Source organism: Lactobacillus sp. UMNPBX4, from assembly GCF_002554115.1.
Taxonomy (GTDB): Bacteria; Bacillota; Bacilli; order Lactobacillales; family Lactobacillaceae; genus Lactobacillus; species Lactobacillus gallinarum.
The window spans coordinates 1-16,492 of the sequence record NZ_PCZF01000038.1; the positions used below are offsets into that span (position 1 = coordinate 1).

Sequence of the window (16,492 nt, forward strand, 5' to 3'; positions counted from 1 at the left end):
GAGTTGGATTGATCGTCTTTTGGTATCTGAAAGTTAGTTTTTTCCCAGACACTTTGTGCAGAAATTGAATTAGTTTTGCATTTCTGCAAAGTTGTTTGATCTGAAATTAAAATAAGAGTATTATAAAAATATAAAAAATGAGATAATTATAAGCTTTTAATTCGGTGAAAAAGTTCAGAAAAATTATGAGATACTTTAGGCAGATTAAGTACCTCAGGTAAGGAAACTATAAACAAAATTAATTCTTCATTATCTTTGTTTAGACGATAATAAAGAAGCTCTTTTAAGGAATTAATTTTGATTTGTAAGTAACTACTTAAGAAGCGGTATTGAATATGATTAAAAAAGATCTTCAATGAGGAATAATTATGAAGCAAAAATTTATATATCTTCGAGATATTTTTAAAGGGCACTCATCTTTGTGGCTAGGCTTAGTGATAGCTAGTGGTTTTACTGGCTTAGATGGTATTATCTCTCCCGCTGTTATGGGGATGCTCACGAATATTTTAACAAAACGTCAGTTTAATCAAGTTTGGTTAGTTATTGCACTTTTCTTTGTGGCAATGACGTTTACTAATATTGCTTTTTGGTTTTGGCAATATTTTAATTTAAAAATTATTCGAGTTGCTAATACCAAATTGCGTGCAGATGCTTATGATAAGTTTATTACTGCCAGTGATAATCGCGATGAATCGAAAGTAATTTCCTTTATAGATGTAGATGTAAAGCAAATTGAAAATCAGTTTATCAATGCGGTAGTAATGGTAATTTATTGCTTTGAGCAAGCATTGATCACTTTAATCTATATTCTTTATATTAATTCTTGGGTAGCATTGGTTTACCTTGTTTGTGGTTTTTTACCAACGGTTGTTCCCAGGCTTACTAAAAAATGGCTAGAAAAGGGAACCAAGAAGTGGTCCGCTAAATATAAGAAGTATAACTTAGAAGTTTCGGAAGGAGTTAAAGGTTTTCATCTGATTAATAATTATGGCGTTACAGCTAAGATGCAAAAGCTAATTACACATTCGCTTAAGCAAGAAGAAAATGCGTATTTTAAAATGAACTTGCATCAAGAAACTTCACGTTTATTATCAAATACCACTTATGTGATTTCAACAATTATTGCCCTATTAGTTAGTGTGTTGTTTATTATGAATGGTCAAATCACAGTTGGTGCCTTTATTTCGCTATATTTGGCAGCCGATAGGGTAACGAGTCCTATTTTGAGTTCTGTTCAGTTCTTGAATCAGATTAATTCGTCCACTCCACTTTTGGAAGCAGAGATTGATAAATCTAAGCAGCAGCAAATTAATAATTTAACTTATCAAAATCTATCTAAGGATCTTTTACTTGAATTTGATCACGCTAGTTTTGGGTATGATCATGCATTGATAAAAGATATTAATTTTGCTGTTAAAGGTAATAGTCATGTGATGATTGAGGGACCATCTGGTGTGGGAAAGTCAACAATTTTCAAAACTTTATTAAATGAAATACCACTCTTTTCAGGAGAAATTCTAGTTAATTCTAAGTTAAATGATAATGAGTTGAAGCATCAAACTGGTATCATTAGTCAAGATACGTTTATTTTTTCAAAAAGCTTGCGCTTTAATTTGACATTAGGCGAAGATTTCTCTGATGAAGACATGATTGCAATCTTACGAAAGGTTGAATTGGATAAATTTGCCTCAACAGAAGGACTGGATACTAGATTAGGTGAGAATGGAGTCCATCTTTCTGGAGGTGAAAAGCGTAAAATTGAATTAGCTCGTGCATTATTAAGAAAGAAGACAATTTTATTATTAGATGAGGCCTTGTCGGGATTAGATCATCAAAGTATGCAGACTATATTTCAGTTAATTGTTGATTTCAAAGGTACTGTAATCGACATTGAGCATAATTTAAGTGACGAGTATAAGCAAAAATATGGGCAAATTTTAGAGTTGACTAATTAAGTAGCCCAGTTGCTCTAGCTTCCTATTGATTTGGCAATTTCTTCATAAAGTTGTAAACTGTGAAAAAAGACAAAATGGAGAAAATTATGACTGAAAAAAAAGAAGAAAAAGAATCATGGGGTAAGTTTTTCCTAGATATCTTAATTATCTGGGGTATTTTATTTGGCGTTTATATGTTGCTCTTCCACTTCGTTTTGAGCAACGATACGGTGTCTGGTCCATCAATGCAACCAACCTTTCAAAATGGTGATCGATTGATTGCGGAACGTCATGCACAAATCAAACGTGGTGAAGTGGTCATTGTTAAAGCCCCAGATGAACCAGGTGCTTTGTACATTAAGCGTGTTATTGGTTTGCCTGGTGAAAAAATCGTCAGCAAAAATAATCAAATCTACATTAATAATAAAAAGATTGCTCAACCTTGGTTGAAACAAGGAACGAAGTTAATTGATAATGGCTCAGATACATTTTATTCTGAGACTCAGAATTTTACTATGCAGTCACTGATGCGGGCGCGGACTTACCAGCAATACTTTACTAGAGCGCAGATTAAATATGTGCAGGATACTGGGCGCATTCCGAAAGGAACATATTTCGTAATGGGTGATCACCGGAGCGTTTCTAAGGATAGCCGTTATATCGGAACCATTAAGCGTAGTAGTATCGTTGGCGTAGTTAAAGTACGTTACTGGCCGTTGAACCAATTTAAAGTTTACTAATAATGAAGATATTCCTAAGGGAATATCTTTTTTAGATAAAAAATAATTGCATGAATTGGCATAAGACTATATAATTCAAAAAAAGCAAACTTGATGGAGCAACATGTTTCATTTAAAAAACATGCCGCTCCATTTTTTATTTTGAGGAAGGTGCGAGTAATTATGGATGAGAAGCCGAGATTAAAACGTGGGCTTAAGAGTCGTCACGTAACAATGATTGCAATAGGGGGAGCCATTGGTACTGGCCTATTCTTAGGTTCTGGTTCAGCCATTCATAGTGCTGGCCCTTCAATTATTTTGTCGTACTTAATCGTAGGGATTATCACCTTTTTTATGATGCGTGCTTTAGGAGAGCTTATTTTAGCCGATCCTGATAGTCATTCATTTTTAGAATCAATCAAAAAATATTTAGGTAAGCGTGCCGAATGTACTGGGCTTGCTGGCTTAGTTTAGCTATGGCTGATTTGACTGCGACAGGAATTTATTTAAGATACTGGTTTCCGTGGCTACCGCAATGGGTTGGCCCTTTAGTAATTGTGATCTTATTGATGTTGATTAACATGGTAAATGTCGGATTATTTGGTGAACTGGAAAGTTGGTTCTCAATGATTAAGGTAATGGCAATTGTAGTCTTAATCATTACCGGTGCTGTAATGTTGTTACTTCATACGCATGTAAAGGGCGGTTATGTTTCACTAACTAATTTAGTTAATCATGGTGGCTTTTTCCCAACTGGGATTTGGGGCTTTCTTTTATCATTTCAAATGGTTGTTTTTGCCTTTGTTGGGGTAGAAATTGTAGGTCAAACTGCTAGTGAAACAGCTAATCCGCAAAAGGATATTCCTAAGGCAATTAACACTTTGCCAGTTAGAATCGGCCTTTTTTATGTGGGCTCAATGTTGGCAATTATGTCTGTTTATCCATGGAATCACATTACAACTACTTCAAGTCCCTTTGTCCAGGTCTTTACCGGCATCGGTGTTACAGCGGCTGCAGGGATTTTAAATTTTGTCGTTTTGACTGCAGCTATGTCAGCGACTAATAGTGCAATCTTTTCAACTAGTCGATCACTTTATTCATTAGCACGTAACGGCCATGCACCTAAAAGACTAGGTGAATTGACCAAAAAAGCAATTCCAATGAACGCTTTGATGACCTCTTCATTAATTTTATTTGTAGTAGTTGCCTTAAACTATTTAATGCCAGCAGAAATATTCTCCGTTGTCTCAACTGTTTCAACAATTTGTTTTGTGATTGTTTGGATCATGATTATGGCAGCACATATTGTTTATCGCAAACAGAATAAGCAGAATTTAGGCAGCTTTAAAATGCCGGGTGCCGGGCTACCCAGTAACTAGCTGGCTTACGCTTGCCTTTTACATTGGTATTTTAATCTTATTATTCTTTATCAAATCAACGCAGCTGGCTTTGATTATTTCGATTTTATTTGCAATCTTTTTAGCGATCAGCTACAGTTTTGTTCGAAAAAATGATAAGGTATAGTGATTAAAGATAAATGAGAATAGATATATTTCCTAGGAAATTTTTACAGATGCTAAAGAAAGGAAGTTGGAAATGGCGAAGAAAGCACCTGAATTAAAGCGGTCGATGACAGCCGGACAGATGGAAATGATCTCACTTGGAGGAGCAATTGGTGTTGGACTATTCATGGGGGCTAGCTCAACCATTAAGTGGACCGGTCCTTCAGTACTGCTAGCTTATATTTTTGTTGGGGTTATTTTGTATATCGTAATGCGGGCATTAGGTGAGATGCTTTATGTTGATCCAGGTACTGGTTCTTTTGCAGACTATGCTTCAGAGCATGTGCATCCAATTGCCGGCTATTTAGCCGAATGGGCAAACGTGTTTCAATACATTGTTGTCGGAATTTCTGAGGTGGTGGCAACAACAGAGTATTTGCGCTTTTGGTGGAAAGGCACCTCTGATTGGGCTGCCGGCGTAATTATTATTTTATTTTTGCTGGTGGCTAACTTAGCTAGTGCGAAAGCTTATGCAACCTTGGAATTCTGGTTTGCCATGATCAAGGTTGTAACGATTATCTTAATGATTTTGCTTGGCTTTGCGGTAATTCTATTTGGCTTTGGTAATGGCGGTCATCCAGTAGGCTTTTCTAACCTGTGGAGTCATGGCGGCTTCTTCACTGGTGGTCTCAAGGGCTTCTTTTTCTCAATGGCCATTATTGTTGGTTCTTATGAAGGAATTGAGCTAATTGGGATTTCAGCTGGTGAAGTATCTGATCCGCATAAGGCCATTGTTAAAAGCGTGAAGTCAGTATTGTGGCGGATTTTGATCTTTTATGTTGGGGCAATTTTTGTGATTGTCACAATTTATCCATGGAATAAATTAGATAGCATTGGCTCACCGTTTGTAACGACCTTTGCCAAGGTGGGAATTACCGCGGCAGCTTCAGTAATTAACTTTGTAGTTTTGACTGCAGCTTTGTCCGGTGCAAACTCAGGAATTTATTCATCAAGTCGAATGTTGTATAAATTGGCACACGAAGGTGAAGCACCTAAGACTTTTGGTCACGTATCTAAGAGAATCGTGCCTAGTCATGCGATCATTGGAATTACCAGTGGAATTTTCGTTGGTTTTATGCTTAATGTGTTAGCCCAATTTTTGAATAAATCATTGGCTAATATCTTCGTGATTGTCTATAGTTCGTCTGTTTTGCCAGGGATGGTAGCTTGGTTTGTGATCCTGCTAGCAGAGTTACGCTTTAGACGAAAGAATCCACACTTGATGGAGAATCACCCGTTTAAATTGCCGCTTTATCCATATTCAAATTACTTTGCTTTGATTATGCTGGTAGTAATTGTTGTCTTCATGTTCATTAATCCGGAGACGCAAATTTCAGTAGCGGTTGGTGCAGCAGTGTTGATTATTGCGGCACTGATTTATGTGGTTAAGCATCAAAAAGATAAATAAAATTGAGTAGTAGGTAAGAAGCCTGCTGCTTTTTTATTGCAGTAAGATACATAGAGATACATAAAGATACACAAATTAATTCAAGATACATAGAGATACACAAAAATACACAAAAATAATATAATAAACATAAAAGATAGAGTAATTGATGAGGTGATAAAATGAACAATCCATTTAATCCTAGTTTTGGTAGAATTCCCGCTGTTTTTTTGCATCGAGGTCAATTGATTGATGATGTGGTTAATGAAATAAATAATCCAAATAGTCCATATAAGATTTCGATTGTTTACGGGATGCGTGGAGTCGGCAAAACTACATTTTTGACTGAGGTTGGCAAAAGAGTTGAAAAGAATCCTGACTGGATCGTTGTTGATTTGGCTATGGGATCAAATTTAATGGCAGCTTTAGTTGATAGTATGTATATGAAAGCTGGAAATGAATTACAAAAAATCTTTGAATCTATTAAAGGCTTAAATTTTTCTGCCTTTGGTTTACAGCTTTCTGCAGAGATAAGTCAGCCTACTTTTTCTACTTATCAAGGTATTTTGACAAATATGTTCGATAAGTTAAGAAAAAAGGGGATTAAGGTTTTAATTACTTTAGACGAAGTGAAGTCTAATCGTGAATTAAAAGATTTTGCAGGTTATTATCAATTATTAAATCGAAAAGATTATCCTGTGGCCTTAATGATGACAGGGCTTCCTGAAAATATATCTGAGTTACAAAATGAAGATGTAATGACTTTTTTATTGCGCGGAAAAAGAATAGCTTTATCTGCTTTAAACTTAGCTCAAATCGAAGTTAGTTATAACAATGTATTTAAACAATCAGGATTTCAGGTAACAGAAGATATTCTTAGCAAAATGGCGCTAATGACAATGGGTTATTCGTATGCCTTTCAATTATTGGGCTATTTGGTTTGGAATAGTGCAAAAAAAAATAAAATAATTGATCAAAATCTGCTAGATAAAATTAAGCCAGAATATCTAGTTGAATTAGATCAAAACGCATATACGAAGATTTTTAGTAGTCTATCAAAACAAGATAAAAAATTTGCTTTAGCAATGGCCCAGAGTTCAGAACAACGTGTTTCGATCAAAGAAATTCGTGAACGATTAAACCGCCCAAGCAATTTTGTAGCTAATTATCGTAGACGCTTGTTAGACGATCAGATTATTAAGTCAACTAACTATGGTGAAGTTGCATTTACGCTTCCGTTTTTCAAAGAATATGTTTTGCAACAACATCGATTTGAACAAGGATTATAAAAAGCAGAATAATCAAAATTAAAGCTACAATCAGTATTTTTAATTGTACTTTTTGCATAAATTTCTCTATAATATTACATACAAAAAGTAAGCAAAAGGAGGAGCATAAATGACAAAACCAATTATCGGTATCTCAGGTTCTGTAATTATTGACGATGGAGGAATTTTCCCTGGTTATCATCGTAGTTATGTGAACGAAGACTATGTAGATTCAGTAGTTCAAAATGGTGGTGTGCCTTACATTATTCCATTTACTGAAAATGATGAGGTAATTCGTGAACAGCTTAATCATGTTCAAGGCTTGATCTTATCTGGTGGGCATGATGTTGATCCACGTTTTTATGGCGAAGAACCAATGCAAAAGATTGGTGCTACTTGGCCTGAACGCGATCATTTTGATATGCGCTTGTTAAAGTTAGCAGAAGAAAATGGTATTCCGGTACTCGGCATTTGTCGTGGTGCTCAAATTATTAATGTGGCTCATGGCGGTACGCTTTACCAAGATCTTTCATACAGAAAAGAACTTACTTTGAAACACATGCAAGGTCATACGCCAACTTTGCCTACTCATAGTATGGAAGTGGAAGCTGATAGTAAATTGGCTGAAATTTTGGGCAAAACTGAATTTCGCGTTAATTCTTTCCACCATCAATTAATTAAAGACGTTGCACCAGATTTAAAAGCAGTGGCAACAGCTCCTGATGGTGTGGTTGAAGGGCTAGAAAATAAACAAGGTAATGTCATTGCCGTGCAGTGGCATCCTGAAATGTTGCACCGTAATTCCGATGTAGCGTTTATGAATAACTTATTTAAGTTTGTTGTTGATAATGCAAAGTAAGGAAGCAAATAGATGAGTGAAAAAACAGGAGATAAATTAGGCTTTTGGTCAATTGTGCTGTTAGCGATTAATGCCATTATTGGTTCGGGTATTTTTTTAACACCTGGTAGTGTAGTACAACAAGCCGGTAGTAAAGCCTTAGTTGTATATTTAATTGCGGCAATTTTTGCAGCGATTCTGGCCATTTCGTTTGCGGCAGCTTCAAAGTATGTCACTAAATCTGGTGCTGCCTATGCTTATTCCAAGGCCGCTTTTGGTAAAAAAATTGGCTTTTATATGGGAGTTCTGCGTTACTTCTCAGCCAGTGTAGCTTGGGGCGTAATGGCTGTTGGGGTAATTAAGTCAACTATTTCAATTTTTGGCGGAAATCCCAATAAGGCAATAAATGTCACAATTGGCTTTTTGATCTTGATGGCAATTATTACCGTGATCAACTTGTTTGGTCAAAAAGTAGTTAAGTATGTAATGAATTTAGCCACGATCGGTAAGTTGGCTGCATTGGTGTTAATTATTATTGCTGGAGTAGTTTTGTTAATTACTACTGGTGCATCAAGCAACCTAGGACAAGTAGATCAATTGACTCAGAATGGTCAGAAAATTGTGCCAACTTTAACTACAACTACCTTTGTCATGGCAATTGTTTCAGCCTTCTATGCCTTTACCGGCTTTGAATCAGTAGCTTCTGGTTCAGAAGATATGAAGAACCCTGAAAAGAACTTGCCACGAGCAATTCCATTGGCAATCTTAATTATTGCGGTTGTCTATATCGGCGTTGTAGCGGTAGCGATGGTACTTAATCCACGCGCTTTAATGACGACTAAGCAAGTTGTAGCGATTGCGGCTATTTTTAATAATGAAATCTTACGTGATGTGATCTTAGTTGGTGCCTTGGTTTCAATGTTTGGGATCAACGTAGCTTCCAGCTTTAATGCTCCACGTATTCTGGAAGCTATGGCTCGAGAGGGTCAGATGTCACAAGCTTTAACTAAGAGAACTAAGAATAACTTCCCAATTAGAACTTTCTTTATCTCTGTTGGCTTGGCAATTTTGATTCCGATGGCCTTTGAATACAATATGGTCAACTTGATTACTTTGAGCGCGATGGTTAGATTCTTAGGTTTCATCGTGGTACCTCTAGCAGTTATTCAATTTTACCGTGGTAAGGCAAAAGAAGATATCTTAAAGGCTAATAAGAGCGTTATGACTGATGTTATTGTGCCAATTTTATCTGTTGTGATTGTGATCTTCTTGTTAGTTGAATATAACTGGAAGGCACAATTTGGTGTAGTAAACGCAGCAGGGCAAGTTATCGGTGTTAACTGGTATGCCATTGCGATGATGGTCTTTGGCTTTGTATTGTTGCCACTCATTATGGCTTGGATTTCTAGAAGAGAACGGAAATAAAATCAATAGAAAAAAGATCCTACATTTTGCAGGATCTTTTTTGGTATGTAAAAAAATCTTAAAATTACAGCAACTTAATATCGTCAGCTTCACAAGCCTCAACCATATCTTCTGGCCAAATAGAAGCTTGTACTTCACCAATGTGAGCCTTACCTAACAGCAACATACAGAGACGAGATTGACCGATTCCGCCGCCGATTGAATAAGGTAATTCACCCTTCAAAAGCATTTGGTGGAATGGCAATTTTTCGCGATCTTCGCAATGTGCCTTCTTTAGTTGTTCACGTAAGCTTTCCTCACTAACACGGATCCCCATTGAAGAGATTTCAATCTTACTGTTAAGCGGTTCATACCAGAAGACTAAGTCACCGTTTAATTGCCAATCATCGTAGTCTGGTGCACGGCCATCGTGTGGTTCACCACTACGCTTTAACTTGTCACCAATTTTCATAATAAAGACGGCTTTTTCTTCTTTAGCAATCTTATCTTCACGTTCTTCTGGAGAAAGATCAGGCCAGCGATCTTCTAATTCTTGAGTAGTAATAAATGAAACGTGATCAGCTAGGCGATAAGTAGAGCCTGGGTAGCGTGCAGCAACCAGCTTTTCAGTTGCCTTAATTGCCTTAAAAATGTTCATCACAGTAACTTCAAGTGTGTCGGTGTTGCGTTCTTGTTTACTAATAATCTTTTCCCAGTCCCATTGGTCAACATAGATGGAGTGGAAGTTATCAAGATCTTCGTCCCGGCGGATGGCGTTCATGTTGGTGTAAAGTCCTTCATGCATTCCGAAACCATAGCGTTTCAAAGCCAATCTCTTCCATTTAGCCAATGAGTGAACTACTTCGATAGTATCTTCTTTAGGCATTGCCTTCATGTCAAAGGCAACGGGACGTTCAACACCATTTAAGTTGTCGTTTAAGCCGGTCTTTTTTTCAACAAACATTGGAGCTGACATTCTTTGTAAACCGAGAATTTCTGCCAATTTATCTTGGAAGGTTTCACGAATAAATACAATCGCAGCTTCAGTGTCGCGCACAGTTAATGTTGGGTGATAATCTTTAGGTAAAATAAGTGTCATAATTAAGTCCTCTTTCTAATGTACTTAGAGCAAAGAAAAAGCCCTTCGCTCCCTAAAAAAAACAGGGACGAAAGGCTTTTTTCCGCGGTACCACCCACATTGTCTATATTTTAATAGACCGACTCATGAAGCACTATCATGCTCCACCGGCGTGGTAACGTACCGGAGACGTCTCAACCTACTCTAAGGATTGTTATTTCGGTGAGCTGCTAAAAGTGTTTTTCAATAATCCAGGGTCTATTAGTTTCACACTAGCACTAATTCACTGGAAAGAATTAGATTATTTACTCGTCTTTTTCATCGCTTTTTAATTTGTTTATATGTATTTAACATTATTTTTTAGAAAAAAGCAAGCAAAAAATGTAGTAAGATATTTAGGAAAGCGTTTAAGTTATAGATAATAAAAGAAATTAATTAATTTTAGAGGAATAAGAATGTTAGGATTTTCTGTTTATCTAGGACACGATTTGACGTCCGAGAATTACAATTATTTGCTGACGATGCGCAATAGTGGATTTACCTGCGTTTTTACTCAGCTAGCTGTACCTGATACTGATAGTGAGACGATTTTAAATCGGCTGGCGGACTTAACTAATTGGTGTCAAAAACTAGACTTGAAAATTATTGCAGATGTCACGGCAGATGATCTGCAAGATTTGGGTATTAATGTCAATAGTGTTGAGCAAATTAAAGGTTTGAGTCTAACTGGTCTTAGAGTAGATCATGGATTTTCTACTGATATTATTGCCAAGTTGTCCAAAGAAATGCCGATAGTTCTAAATGCCAGCATTATTACGCAACAAAATATTGATGATCTGCGTTATAGCAATGCAAATTTTGAAAAATTAACAGCAGGACATAACTTCTACCCACGTCCTGAAACAGGTCTTGATGCACACTGGATGCAAAAGAAGAATGAGTGGCTTAAGCAATATGGTTTGAAAACAGCAGCCTTTATTTCAGGAAATGGCAAATTGCGTGGACCAATTTTTGCAGGATTGCCAACGTTGGAGAAGCAGCGATATGAAAACCCATTAGCTGCGATCTTAGAATTGAAAGATTATGATTGCGATCACATTTTTGTGGGAGATCCGCAACTTACGAGGGATGCAATTGAATCGATTACTAATTATCAAAAACAGGGTGCAATTACACTGCATTTAGATACTGATATACCAGAATTGTTTGGCAATGATTGGCATAATCGTCCAGATGTGGCGCGTGACGTAGTTCGCTTAAAGGAAAGCAGAAAAAAGATGTTTTTGTCAACAGAGCCGCAAGATAATATTTATGCTAGACCAACTGGCAGCGTGACGATTGATAATCATTTGTATCCGCGTTATGAGGGCGAAATCGAGATTACTAAACGCGATTTGCCATGCAATGAGAAAGTAAATGTTTTGGCCCAGGTTAAAGATTACGATTTACCGTTATTGAAATATGTAGATTCAGATACACAGATTATCTTTAGACGAGCTACTAAAGGGGCATAGCATGATAAGTATTTCCGAGGAAATACTTATTTTTTTACACAAAAAAACCGCACTTCAATGAAATGCGGTTAACTTATCGGGAAAACAGGATTCGAACCTGCGACCCCCTGGTCCCAAACCAGGTGCTCTACCAAACTGAGCCATTTCCCGTTTTTAAGTGCGCCCTGAAGGATTTGAACCTTCAACCTTCTGATTCGTAGTCAGACACTCTATCCAGTTGCGCTAAGGGCGCATCTATCAACTCAATTAGTATAACATAAATATAAACGATGTCCAATATTTTTTTGCAAGAAAAAAAGCCTAGTTACTGTCTACCCTCCAGTAACTAGACCTATACTATTCTATCGAAAAAATGATAATAAAACTATCTTATTACAAAATAATTAACAAAAAATAATCAAAATGCAAATATTTTGTACTAAAAATGTCTAATTATCTATCCCCATCGAAGATATTGTCTTTGACGATGACGTAATCAACGAGTTTGATGGAGTTCAAATCGCGTCCGCCCGCATATGAAATTGATGATTGTAGATCTTCTTTCATTTCACGCAAAGTATCTTTAATTGATCCGCGATAGGGCACAAGCATTTGTTTCCCCTCTACATTCTTGTAGGCACCTTTTTGTACTGCAGAGGCTGAGCCCCAATATTGCTTATAAGTTTTGCCATTAATTTTGATAACATTGCCGGGAGATTCCTCGTGACCAGCAAAAAGTGAACCGATCATCACCATAGTTGCTCCAAAGCGAACGGACTTCGCAATATCACCGTTATGACGAATACCACCGTCTGCGATTAATGGTTTTGAAGCCACCTTACTACACATACGAAGTGCGGCCAGTTGCCATCCACCTGTACCAAAGCCTGTCTTGAGTTTGGTGATGCAGGCACGACCAGGACCAACACCAACTTTAGTGGCATCAGCGCCGGCATTTTCAAGTTCACGTACGGCTTCTGGTGTAGCAATGTTACCAGCAGTCAAAAATGAATCAGGCAATTTTTCCTTAATGTACTTGATCATCTTAATTACATAAACTGAATAACCATGGGCTACATCGATTGTGATGTATTCAGGCTTAAGGTTTTGCTTAACCAATTCGTCGATAAAATCATATTCACTATCTTTAATACCGACTGAAATAGAAGCAAAGAGGCCCTTTTCGTGCATCATCTTGATAAAAGGAATTCTCTTCTCTGGTTCAAAACGGTGCATTACATAGTAATAACCGTTTTCTGCTAACCAAACGGCCAAGTCATCATTAATGACGCTTTCCATATTAGCTGGTACAACCGGTATTTTAAATGTTCGGCTTCCGAACTTTACGCTAGTATCCGCGTCACGACGGCTTTTGATGATTCCCTTATTAGGAATAAGTTGGATATCATCATAATCAAAGGCTTCCATACTAAAATAATTACTCAATTTGATTTGCTCCTTATGTAGTGCTTTACCAAACGAAAACTACTATATGGGATAAAATTTAATTTGTCAATATAGAAATCGAACTATTAAAGAAAATAAAAATAAAATAATTCGGATTTTGCATTGACTAATAATTTACAAATTGCTAGACTAGCTTACGTAATATTTATAGAAATTTTTTATGAGGTGAATTTCAAATGACAGCAGTTGCAGTCGTAGGTAGTCAATGGGGCGATGAAGGGAAAGGAAAGATTACTGACTTTTTGAGTAAAGAAGCCGCAATGGCAGTTCGCTCAAATGGTGGTAACAACGCAGGCCACACAATTGATATTGATGGCAAAGAGTTCAAGATGCGTTTGATTCCTTCCGGTATTTTTGCCGCATCTAAGGGTGCAGTAATTGGTAACGGTGTAGTTATCAACCCAGAAGTTATGTTTGGTGAACTTGATAACTTGGAAAAGAACGGAATCGATACCAGCAAGTTAAGAATTTCTAACCGTGCTAACATCATCATGCCTTACGACATTAAGCAAGATGAATACCAAGAAGAAGCTAAGGGTGCTAACAAGATTGGTACTACTAAGAATGGTATTGGACCAACTTACATGGACAAGGCTTCAAGAATCGGTATTCGCGTTTGTGATTTGCTTGAAAAAGATACTTTTGAAGAAAAATTACGCCTTAACCTAAAGCTTAAGAATGAATTATTTACTAAGGTTTATGGTAAGCCAGCTCTTAAGTTTGAAGACATTTTTGACAAGTACTATGAATACGGCCAAAAGATGAAGAAGTACGTTACTGATACTTCAGTTTTGGTTAACGATGCACTTGATAACGGCGAAAAGGTCCTCTTTGAAGGTGCACAAGGTACTATGCTTGATATTGACGAAGGTACTTACCCATACGTAACTTCATCAAACACTATCTCAGGCGGTATCTGCTCAGGTATTGGTATGGGTGCTAACCGTTTGAACACTGTAATCGGTGTCTGCAAGGCTTACACCACTCGTGTTGGTGAAGGTCCATTCCCAACTGAACTTCTTGATGAAGTTGGTGACAGAATTCGTGACACTGCTCATGAATACGGTACTGTTACCGGTCGTCCACGTCGTGTTGGTTGGTTTGACTCCGTTGCCCTTCGTCACGCTAAGCGTGTGTCAGGCATTAACGGCTTAAGCTTGAACTTGCTTGATGTCTTCTCAGGCTTTGACAAGATTAAGATTGCTACTGCTTACGAACTTGATGGTAAGAAGATTGATTACTACCCAGCAAGTTTGAAGGAACTCTACCGCTGCAAACCTGTTTATCAAGAACTTCCAGCATGGGATGAAGATATTACTCAAGTTAAGACTTGGGATGCTCTTCCAGAAAATGCTAAGAAGTTCTTGAATCGTGTTTCAGAATTGGTCGGTGTACCACTTGTTACTGTTTCAGTTGGTCCTGACCGTGAACAAACTATCGTATTGAAGAATCCATGGGAAATGTAAAGATTTATGATTGATCGTTATACTCGTCCCGAAATGGGCAAAATTTGGACTGATGAAAATAAATACGCAGCTTGGCTTGAAGTAGAAATTGCTGCTACTAGAGCTTGGGCTGAACAAGGCGAAGTGCCAAAAGAAGATGCAGAAAAGATTGCTAAGAATGCTAAATTTACTGCAGAACGTGTGGCAGAACTTGAACAAGTTACTCATCACGACGTTGTAGCCTTCACCCGTACGGTTTCTGAAAGCCTTGGTCCTGAAAAGAAGTGGGTTCACTTCGGCCTTACTTCTACTGATGTAGTAGATACTGCACAAGGACTTTTGCTTAAGCAAGCCGATGAAATCATTAGAAAAGATTTGCATGAATTAAAGGAAACCATTGCGGAAAAGGCTAGAAAGTACAAGTACACTGTTGAAATGGGTCGTACCCACGGTGTGCAAGCTGAACCTACTACTTTTGGTTTGAAGCTTGCTCGTTGGTATGCCGAAATTAACCGTGATATTGAACGTTTTGAACACGCAGCCAAAGGGGTAGAATCAGGCAAGATTTCAGGTGCTGTTGGTACTTTTGCTAACGTTCCACCTGAGATTGAAACAAGCGTTATGAAGCAACTTGGTTTAACGCAACAACCAATTACTAGCCAAGTATTGCCACGTGATTTGCACGCAGAATACATCGCAATGCTTGCTTTGATTGCAACCAGTATTGAAAACTGGGCTACTGAAATTCGTGGACTTCAAAGAAGTGAAATTCATGAAGTTGAAGAACACTTCCGTGCAGGTCAAAAGGGTTCTTCCGCAATGCCTCACAAGCGTAACCCAATTGGTTCAGAAAACCTTTGTGGTATGGCCCGGGTATTGCGTGGTCATGTCGTTACAGCTTATGAAGATGTTGCCCTTTGGCACGAACGTGATATTTCTCACTCAAGTGCTGAACGTGTAATTTTACCTGATACCACAATCGGTATCGACTACATGTTGCACCGCTTCAACCGTATTTTGAGCAACTTGGATGTCTTCCCAGAAACTATGCTCCAGAACATGGATCGTACCTACGGTTTGATTTACTCACAACGTGTACTCCTTAAGTTGATTGATGAAGCAGGACTTTCTCGTGAAAAGGCCTATGATATGGTCCAAAAGTTGACTGCTAAGTCATGGAATGAACAAAAACAATTTAAACCTCTAGTTGAAAATAGCGAAATTATGAACTACCTTTCTAAAGAAGATATTGATGATGCATTCGATTATCACTACCACTTACGTCATGTTGATGATATCTTCAAGAAGTGTGGTTTGGACTAATTGATAAAATACTTAATTACAAAGAAGCGTTTGGAGAAATTCCAAGCGCTTTTTTGGTACAATGGGAACATATTAGAGGGGACATATTTATGAAAAAATTTGGTTCATTTTTTGTTAGATTAATCGTATTGCTTGCAGGTATTGCCTTAGCTGGCTTTCTTGTTTGGCAATTATTCACCGATGCAACTTTACTTGACGTTGACGTGCAAACTAAGGGACCGGTCATTGTTGTAATTTATAGTTTGATCGCATTGATTTCATTAGGCGCCAGCGCTAGCTTTTTTACCGATAAAAATTTAGGTTCAACGATCTTTTTAGGAGCAGTCTTAGCAGTAATTGCTTTAGTTCTGTGGGTTCAAAACCAAGATTTAGCTAATATCTATCGCTGGTACTTCATTTACGGCTTATTAGTCTCACTATTAAGTCCATTTTTCAGAAAAGAAGACTAAATTTCAAAAAAATTTTACGCCTTTTTTGCGTAATAAATAGTAGAGGGGAAAAACTCTACTATTTTTTTGGCAATGTCATTAAGTTAAGACATTGACAAATTGATAGTTTAAGCTTTTAGATCATT

General features: G+C 37.4%; 12 protein-coding genes, 2 tRNA genes, 1 pseudogene and 1 other annotated feature. Of the genes and pseudogenes, 11 read left to right on the top strand and 4 right to left on the bottom strand.

Going from position 1 to position 16,492, the window contains the following annotated elements; genetic code table 11:
* Nucleotides 1–368 precede the first annotated feature (368 nt).
* The 7 genes and pseudogenes from CP355_RS07500 (at nucleotide 369) to CP355_RS07530 (ending at nucleotide 9,133) form a co-directional block, all read left to right on the top strand.
* Nucleotides 369–1,955 carry an ABC transporter ATP-binding protein gene (locus CP355_RS07500; RefSeq protein ID WP_089150223.1) on the top strand — a complete coding sequence of 529 codons (1,587 nt, stop codon included), beginning with the start codon at nucleotides 369–371 and terminating at the stop codon, nucleotides 1,953–1,955.
* 86 nt (nucleotides 1,956–2,041) lie between these two features.
* Nucleotides 2,042–2,674, top strand: coding sequence for a signal peptidase I (gene lepB, locus CP355_RS07505; RefSeq protein WP_089145715.1), 633 nt, complete (start codon nucleotides 2,042–2,044; stop codon nucleotides 2,672–2,674).
* A gap of 162 nt (nucleotides 2,675–2,836) precedes the next feature.
* Nucleotides 2,837–4,177 (top strand): annotated as a pseudogene (locus CP355_RS07510) (amino acid permease).
* A gap of 72 nt (nucleotides 4,178–4,249) precedes the next feature.
* A complete protein-coding gene (locus tag CP355_RS07515) occupies nucleotides 4,250–5,623 on the top strand; it encodes an amino acid permease (protein WP_057726675.1) in 1,374 nt (457 codons plus the stop codon).
* A gap of 161 nt (nucleotides 5,624–5,784) precedes the next feature.
* Complete coding sequence (locus CP355_RS07520) at nucleotides 5,785–6,891, top strand: ATP-binding protein (protein WP_089143218.1); 1,107 nt, start codon at nucleotides 5,785–5,787, stop codon at nucleotides 6,889–6,891.
* A 109-nt stretch (nucleotides 6,892–7,000) separates the two neighbouring features.
* Nucleotides 7,001–7,729, top strand: a complete 729-nt coding sequence (locus CP355_RS07525) for a gamma-glutamyl-gamma-aminobutyrate hydrolase family protein (RefSeq protein WP_060461816.1) — start codon at nucleotides 7,001–7,003, stop codon at nucleotides 7,727–7,729.
* Nucleotides 7,730–7,741: 12 nt separating this feature from the next.
* On the top strand, nucleotides 7,742–9,133 hold the full coding sequence (locus tag CP355_RS07530) for an APC family permease (protein ID WP_098044253.1): 1,392 nt from the start codon (nucleotides 7,742–7,744) through the stop codon (nucleotides 9,131–9,133).
* Nucleotides 9,134–9,197: 64 nt separating this feature from the next.
* On the opposite strand, the gene asnA is transcribed toward CP355_RS07530, so the two are convergent.
* Nucleotides 9,198–10,211, bottom strand: coding sequence for an aspartate--ammonia ligase (gene asnA, locus CP355_RS07535; RefSeq protein ID WP_023487748.1), 1,014 nt, complete (start codon nucleotides 10,209–10,211; stop codon nucleotides 9,198–9,200).
* Between the two features lie 60 nt (nucleotides 10,212–10,271).
* Nucleotides 10,272–10,521, bottom strand: a binding site (T-box leader).
* 124 nt (nucleotides 10,522–10,645) lie between these two features.
* Here asnA and CP355_RS07540 point away from each other — a divergent pair.
* Complete coding sequence (locus CP355_RS07540; protein ID WP_089143221.1) at nucleotides 10,646–11,704, top strand: DUF871 domain-containing protein; 1,059 nt, start codon at nucleotides 10,646–10,648, stop codon at nucleotides 11,702–11,704.
* A 76-nt stretch (nucleotides 11,705–11,780) separates the two neighbouring features.
* On the opposite strand, the gene CP355_RS07545 is transcribed toward CP355_RS07540, so the two are convergent.
* From CP355_RS07545 to CP355_RS07555, 3 genes are all read right to left on the bottom strand, one after another.
* A tRNA-Pro gene (locus CP355_RS07545) sits at nucleotides 11,781–11,854 on the bottom strand.
* 8 nt (nucleotides 11,855–11,862) lie between these two features.
* Nucleotides 11,863–11,936, bottom strand: a tRNA-Arg gene (locus CP355_RS07550).
* Nucleotides 11,937–12,136: 200 nt separating this feature from the next.
* On the bottom strand, nucleotides 12,137–13,129 hold the full coding sequence (locus tag CP355_RS07555; protein WP_098044254.1) for a GMP reductase: 993 nt from the start codon (nucleotides 13,127–13,129) through the stop codon (nucleotides 12,137–12,139).
* Nucleotides 13,130–13,326: 197 nt separating this feature from the next.
* On the opposite strand from CP355_RS07555, the gene CP355_RS07560 reads away from it, so the two are divergent.
* From CP355_RS07560 to CP355_RS07570, 3 genes are all read left to right on the top strand, one after another.
* Nucleotides 13,327–14,616 carry an adenylosuccinate synthase gene (locus CP355_RS07560; protein ID WP_098044255.1) on the top strand — a complete coding sequence of 430 codons (1,290 nt, stop codon included), beginning with the start codon at nucleotides 13,327–13,329 and terminating at the stop codon, nucleotides 14,614–14,616.
* Between the two features lie 6 nt (nucleotides 14,617–14,622).
* Nucleotides 14,623–15,918: an adenylosuccinate lyase gene (gene purB, locus CP355_RS07565; protein ID WP_098044256.1), complete on the top strand. Its 1,296-nt coding sequence runs from the start codon at nucleotides 14,623–14,625 to the stop codon at nucleotides 15,916–15,918.
* Nucleotides 15,919–16,007: 89 nt separating this feature from the next.
* Nucleotides 16,008–16,367 carry a hypothetical protein gene (locus tag CP355_RS07570; protein ID WP_098036458.1) on the top strand — a complete coding sequence of 120 codons (360 nt, stop codon included), beginning with the start codon at nucleotides 16,008–16,010 and terminating at the stop codon, nucleotides 16,365–16,367.
* The last annotated feature ends 125 nt before the right edge of the window (nucleotides 16,368–16,492 follow it).

Excerpts from the sequence above, each read along its gene's own strand:
- CP355_RS07540 (WP_089143221.1), top strand. The coding sequence starts at position 10,646 with ATGTTAGGATTTTCTGTTTATCTAGGACACGATTTGACGTCCGAGAAT.
- asnA (WP_023487748.1), bottom strand. The coding sequence starts at position 10,211 with ATGACACTTATTTTACCTAAAGATTATCACCCAACATTAACTGTGCGC.
- CP355_RS07500 (WP_089150223.1), top strand. The coding sequence starts at position 369 with ATGAAGCAAAAATTTATATATCTTCGAGATATTTTTAAAGGGCACTCA.
- CP355_RS07520 (WP_089143218.1), top strand. The coding sequence starts at position 5,785 with ATGAACAATCCATTTAATCCTAGTTTTGGTAGAATTCCCGCTGTTTTT.
- CP355_RS07570 (WP_098036458.1), top strand. The coding sequence starts at position 16,008 with ATGAAAAAATTTGGTTCATTTTTTGTTAGATTAATCGTATTGCTTGCA.
- CP355_RS07525 (WP_060461816.1), top strand. The coding sequence starts at position 7,001 with ATGACAAAACCAATTATCGGTATCTCAGGTTCTGTAATTATTGACGAT.
- CP355_RS07560 (WP_098044255.1), top strand. The coding sequence starts at position 13,327 with ATGACAGCAGTTGCAGTCGTAGGTAGTCAATGGGGCGATGAAGGGAAA.
- CP355_RS07530 (WP_098044253.1), top strand. The coding sequence starts at position 7,742 with ATGAGTGAAAAAACAGGAGATAAATTAGGCTTTTGGTCAATTGTGCTG.
- CP355_RS07515 (WP_057726675.1), top strand. The coding sequence starts at position 4,250 with ATGGCGAAGAAAGCACCTGAATTAAAGCGGTCGATGACAGCCGGACAG.
- lepB (WP_089145715.1), top strand. The coding sequence starts at position 2,042 with ATGACTGAAAAAAAAGAAGAAAAAGAATCATGGGGTAAGTTTTTCCTA.
- purB (WP_098044256.1), top strand. The coding sequence starts at position 14,623 with ATGATTGATCGTTATACTCGTCCCGAAATGGGCAAAATTTGGACTGAT.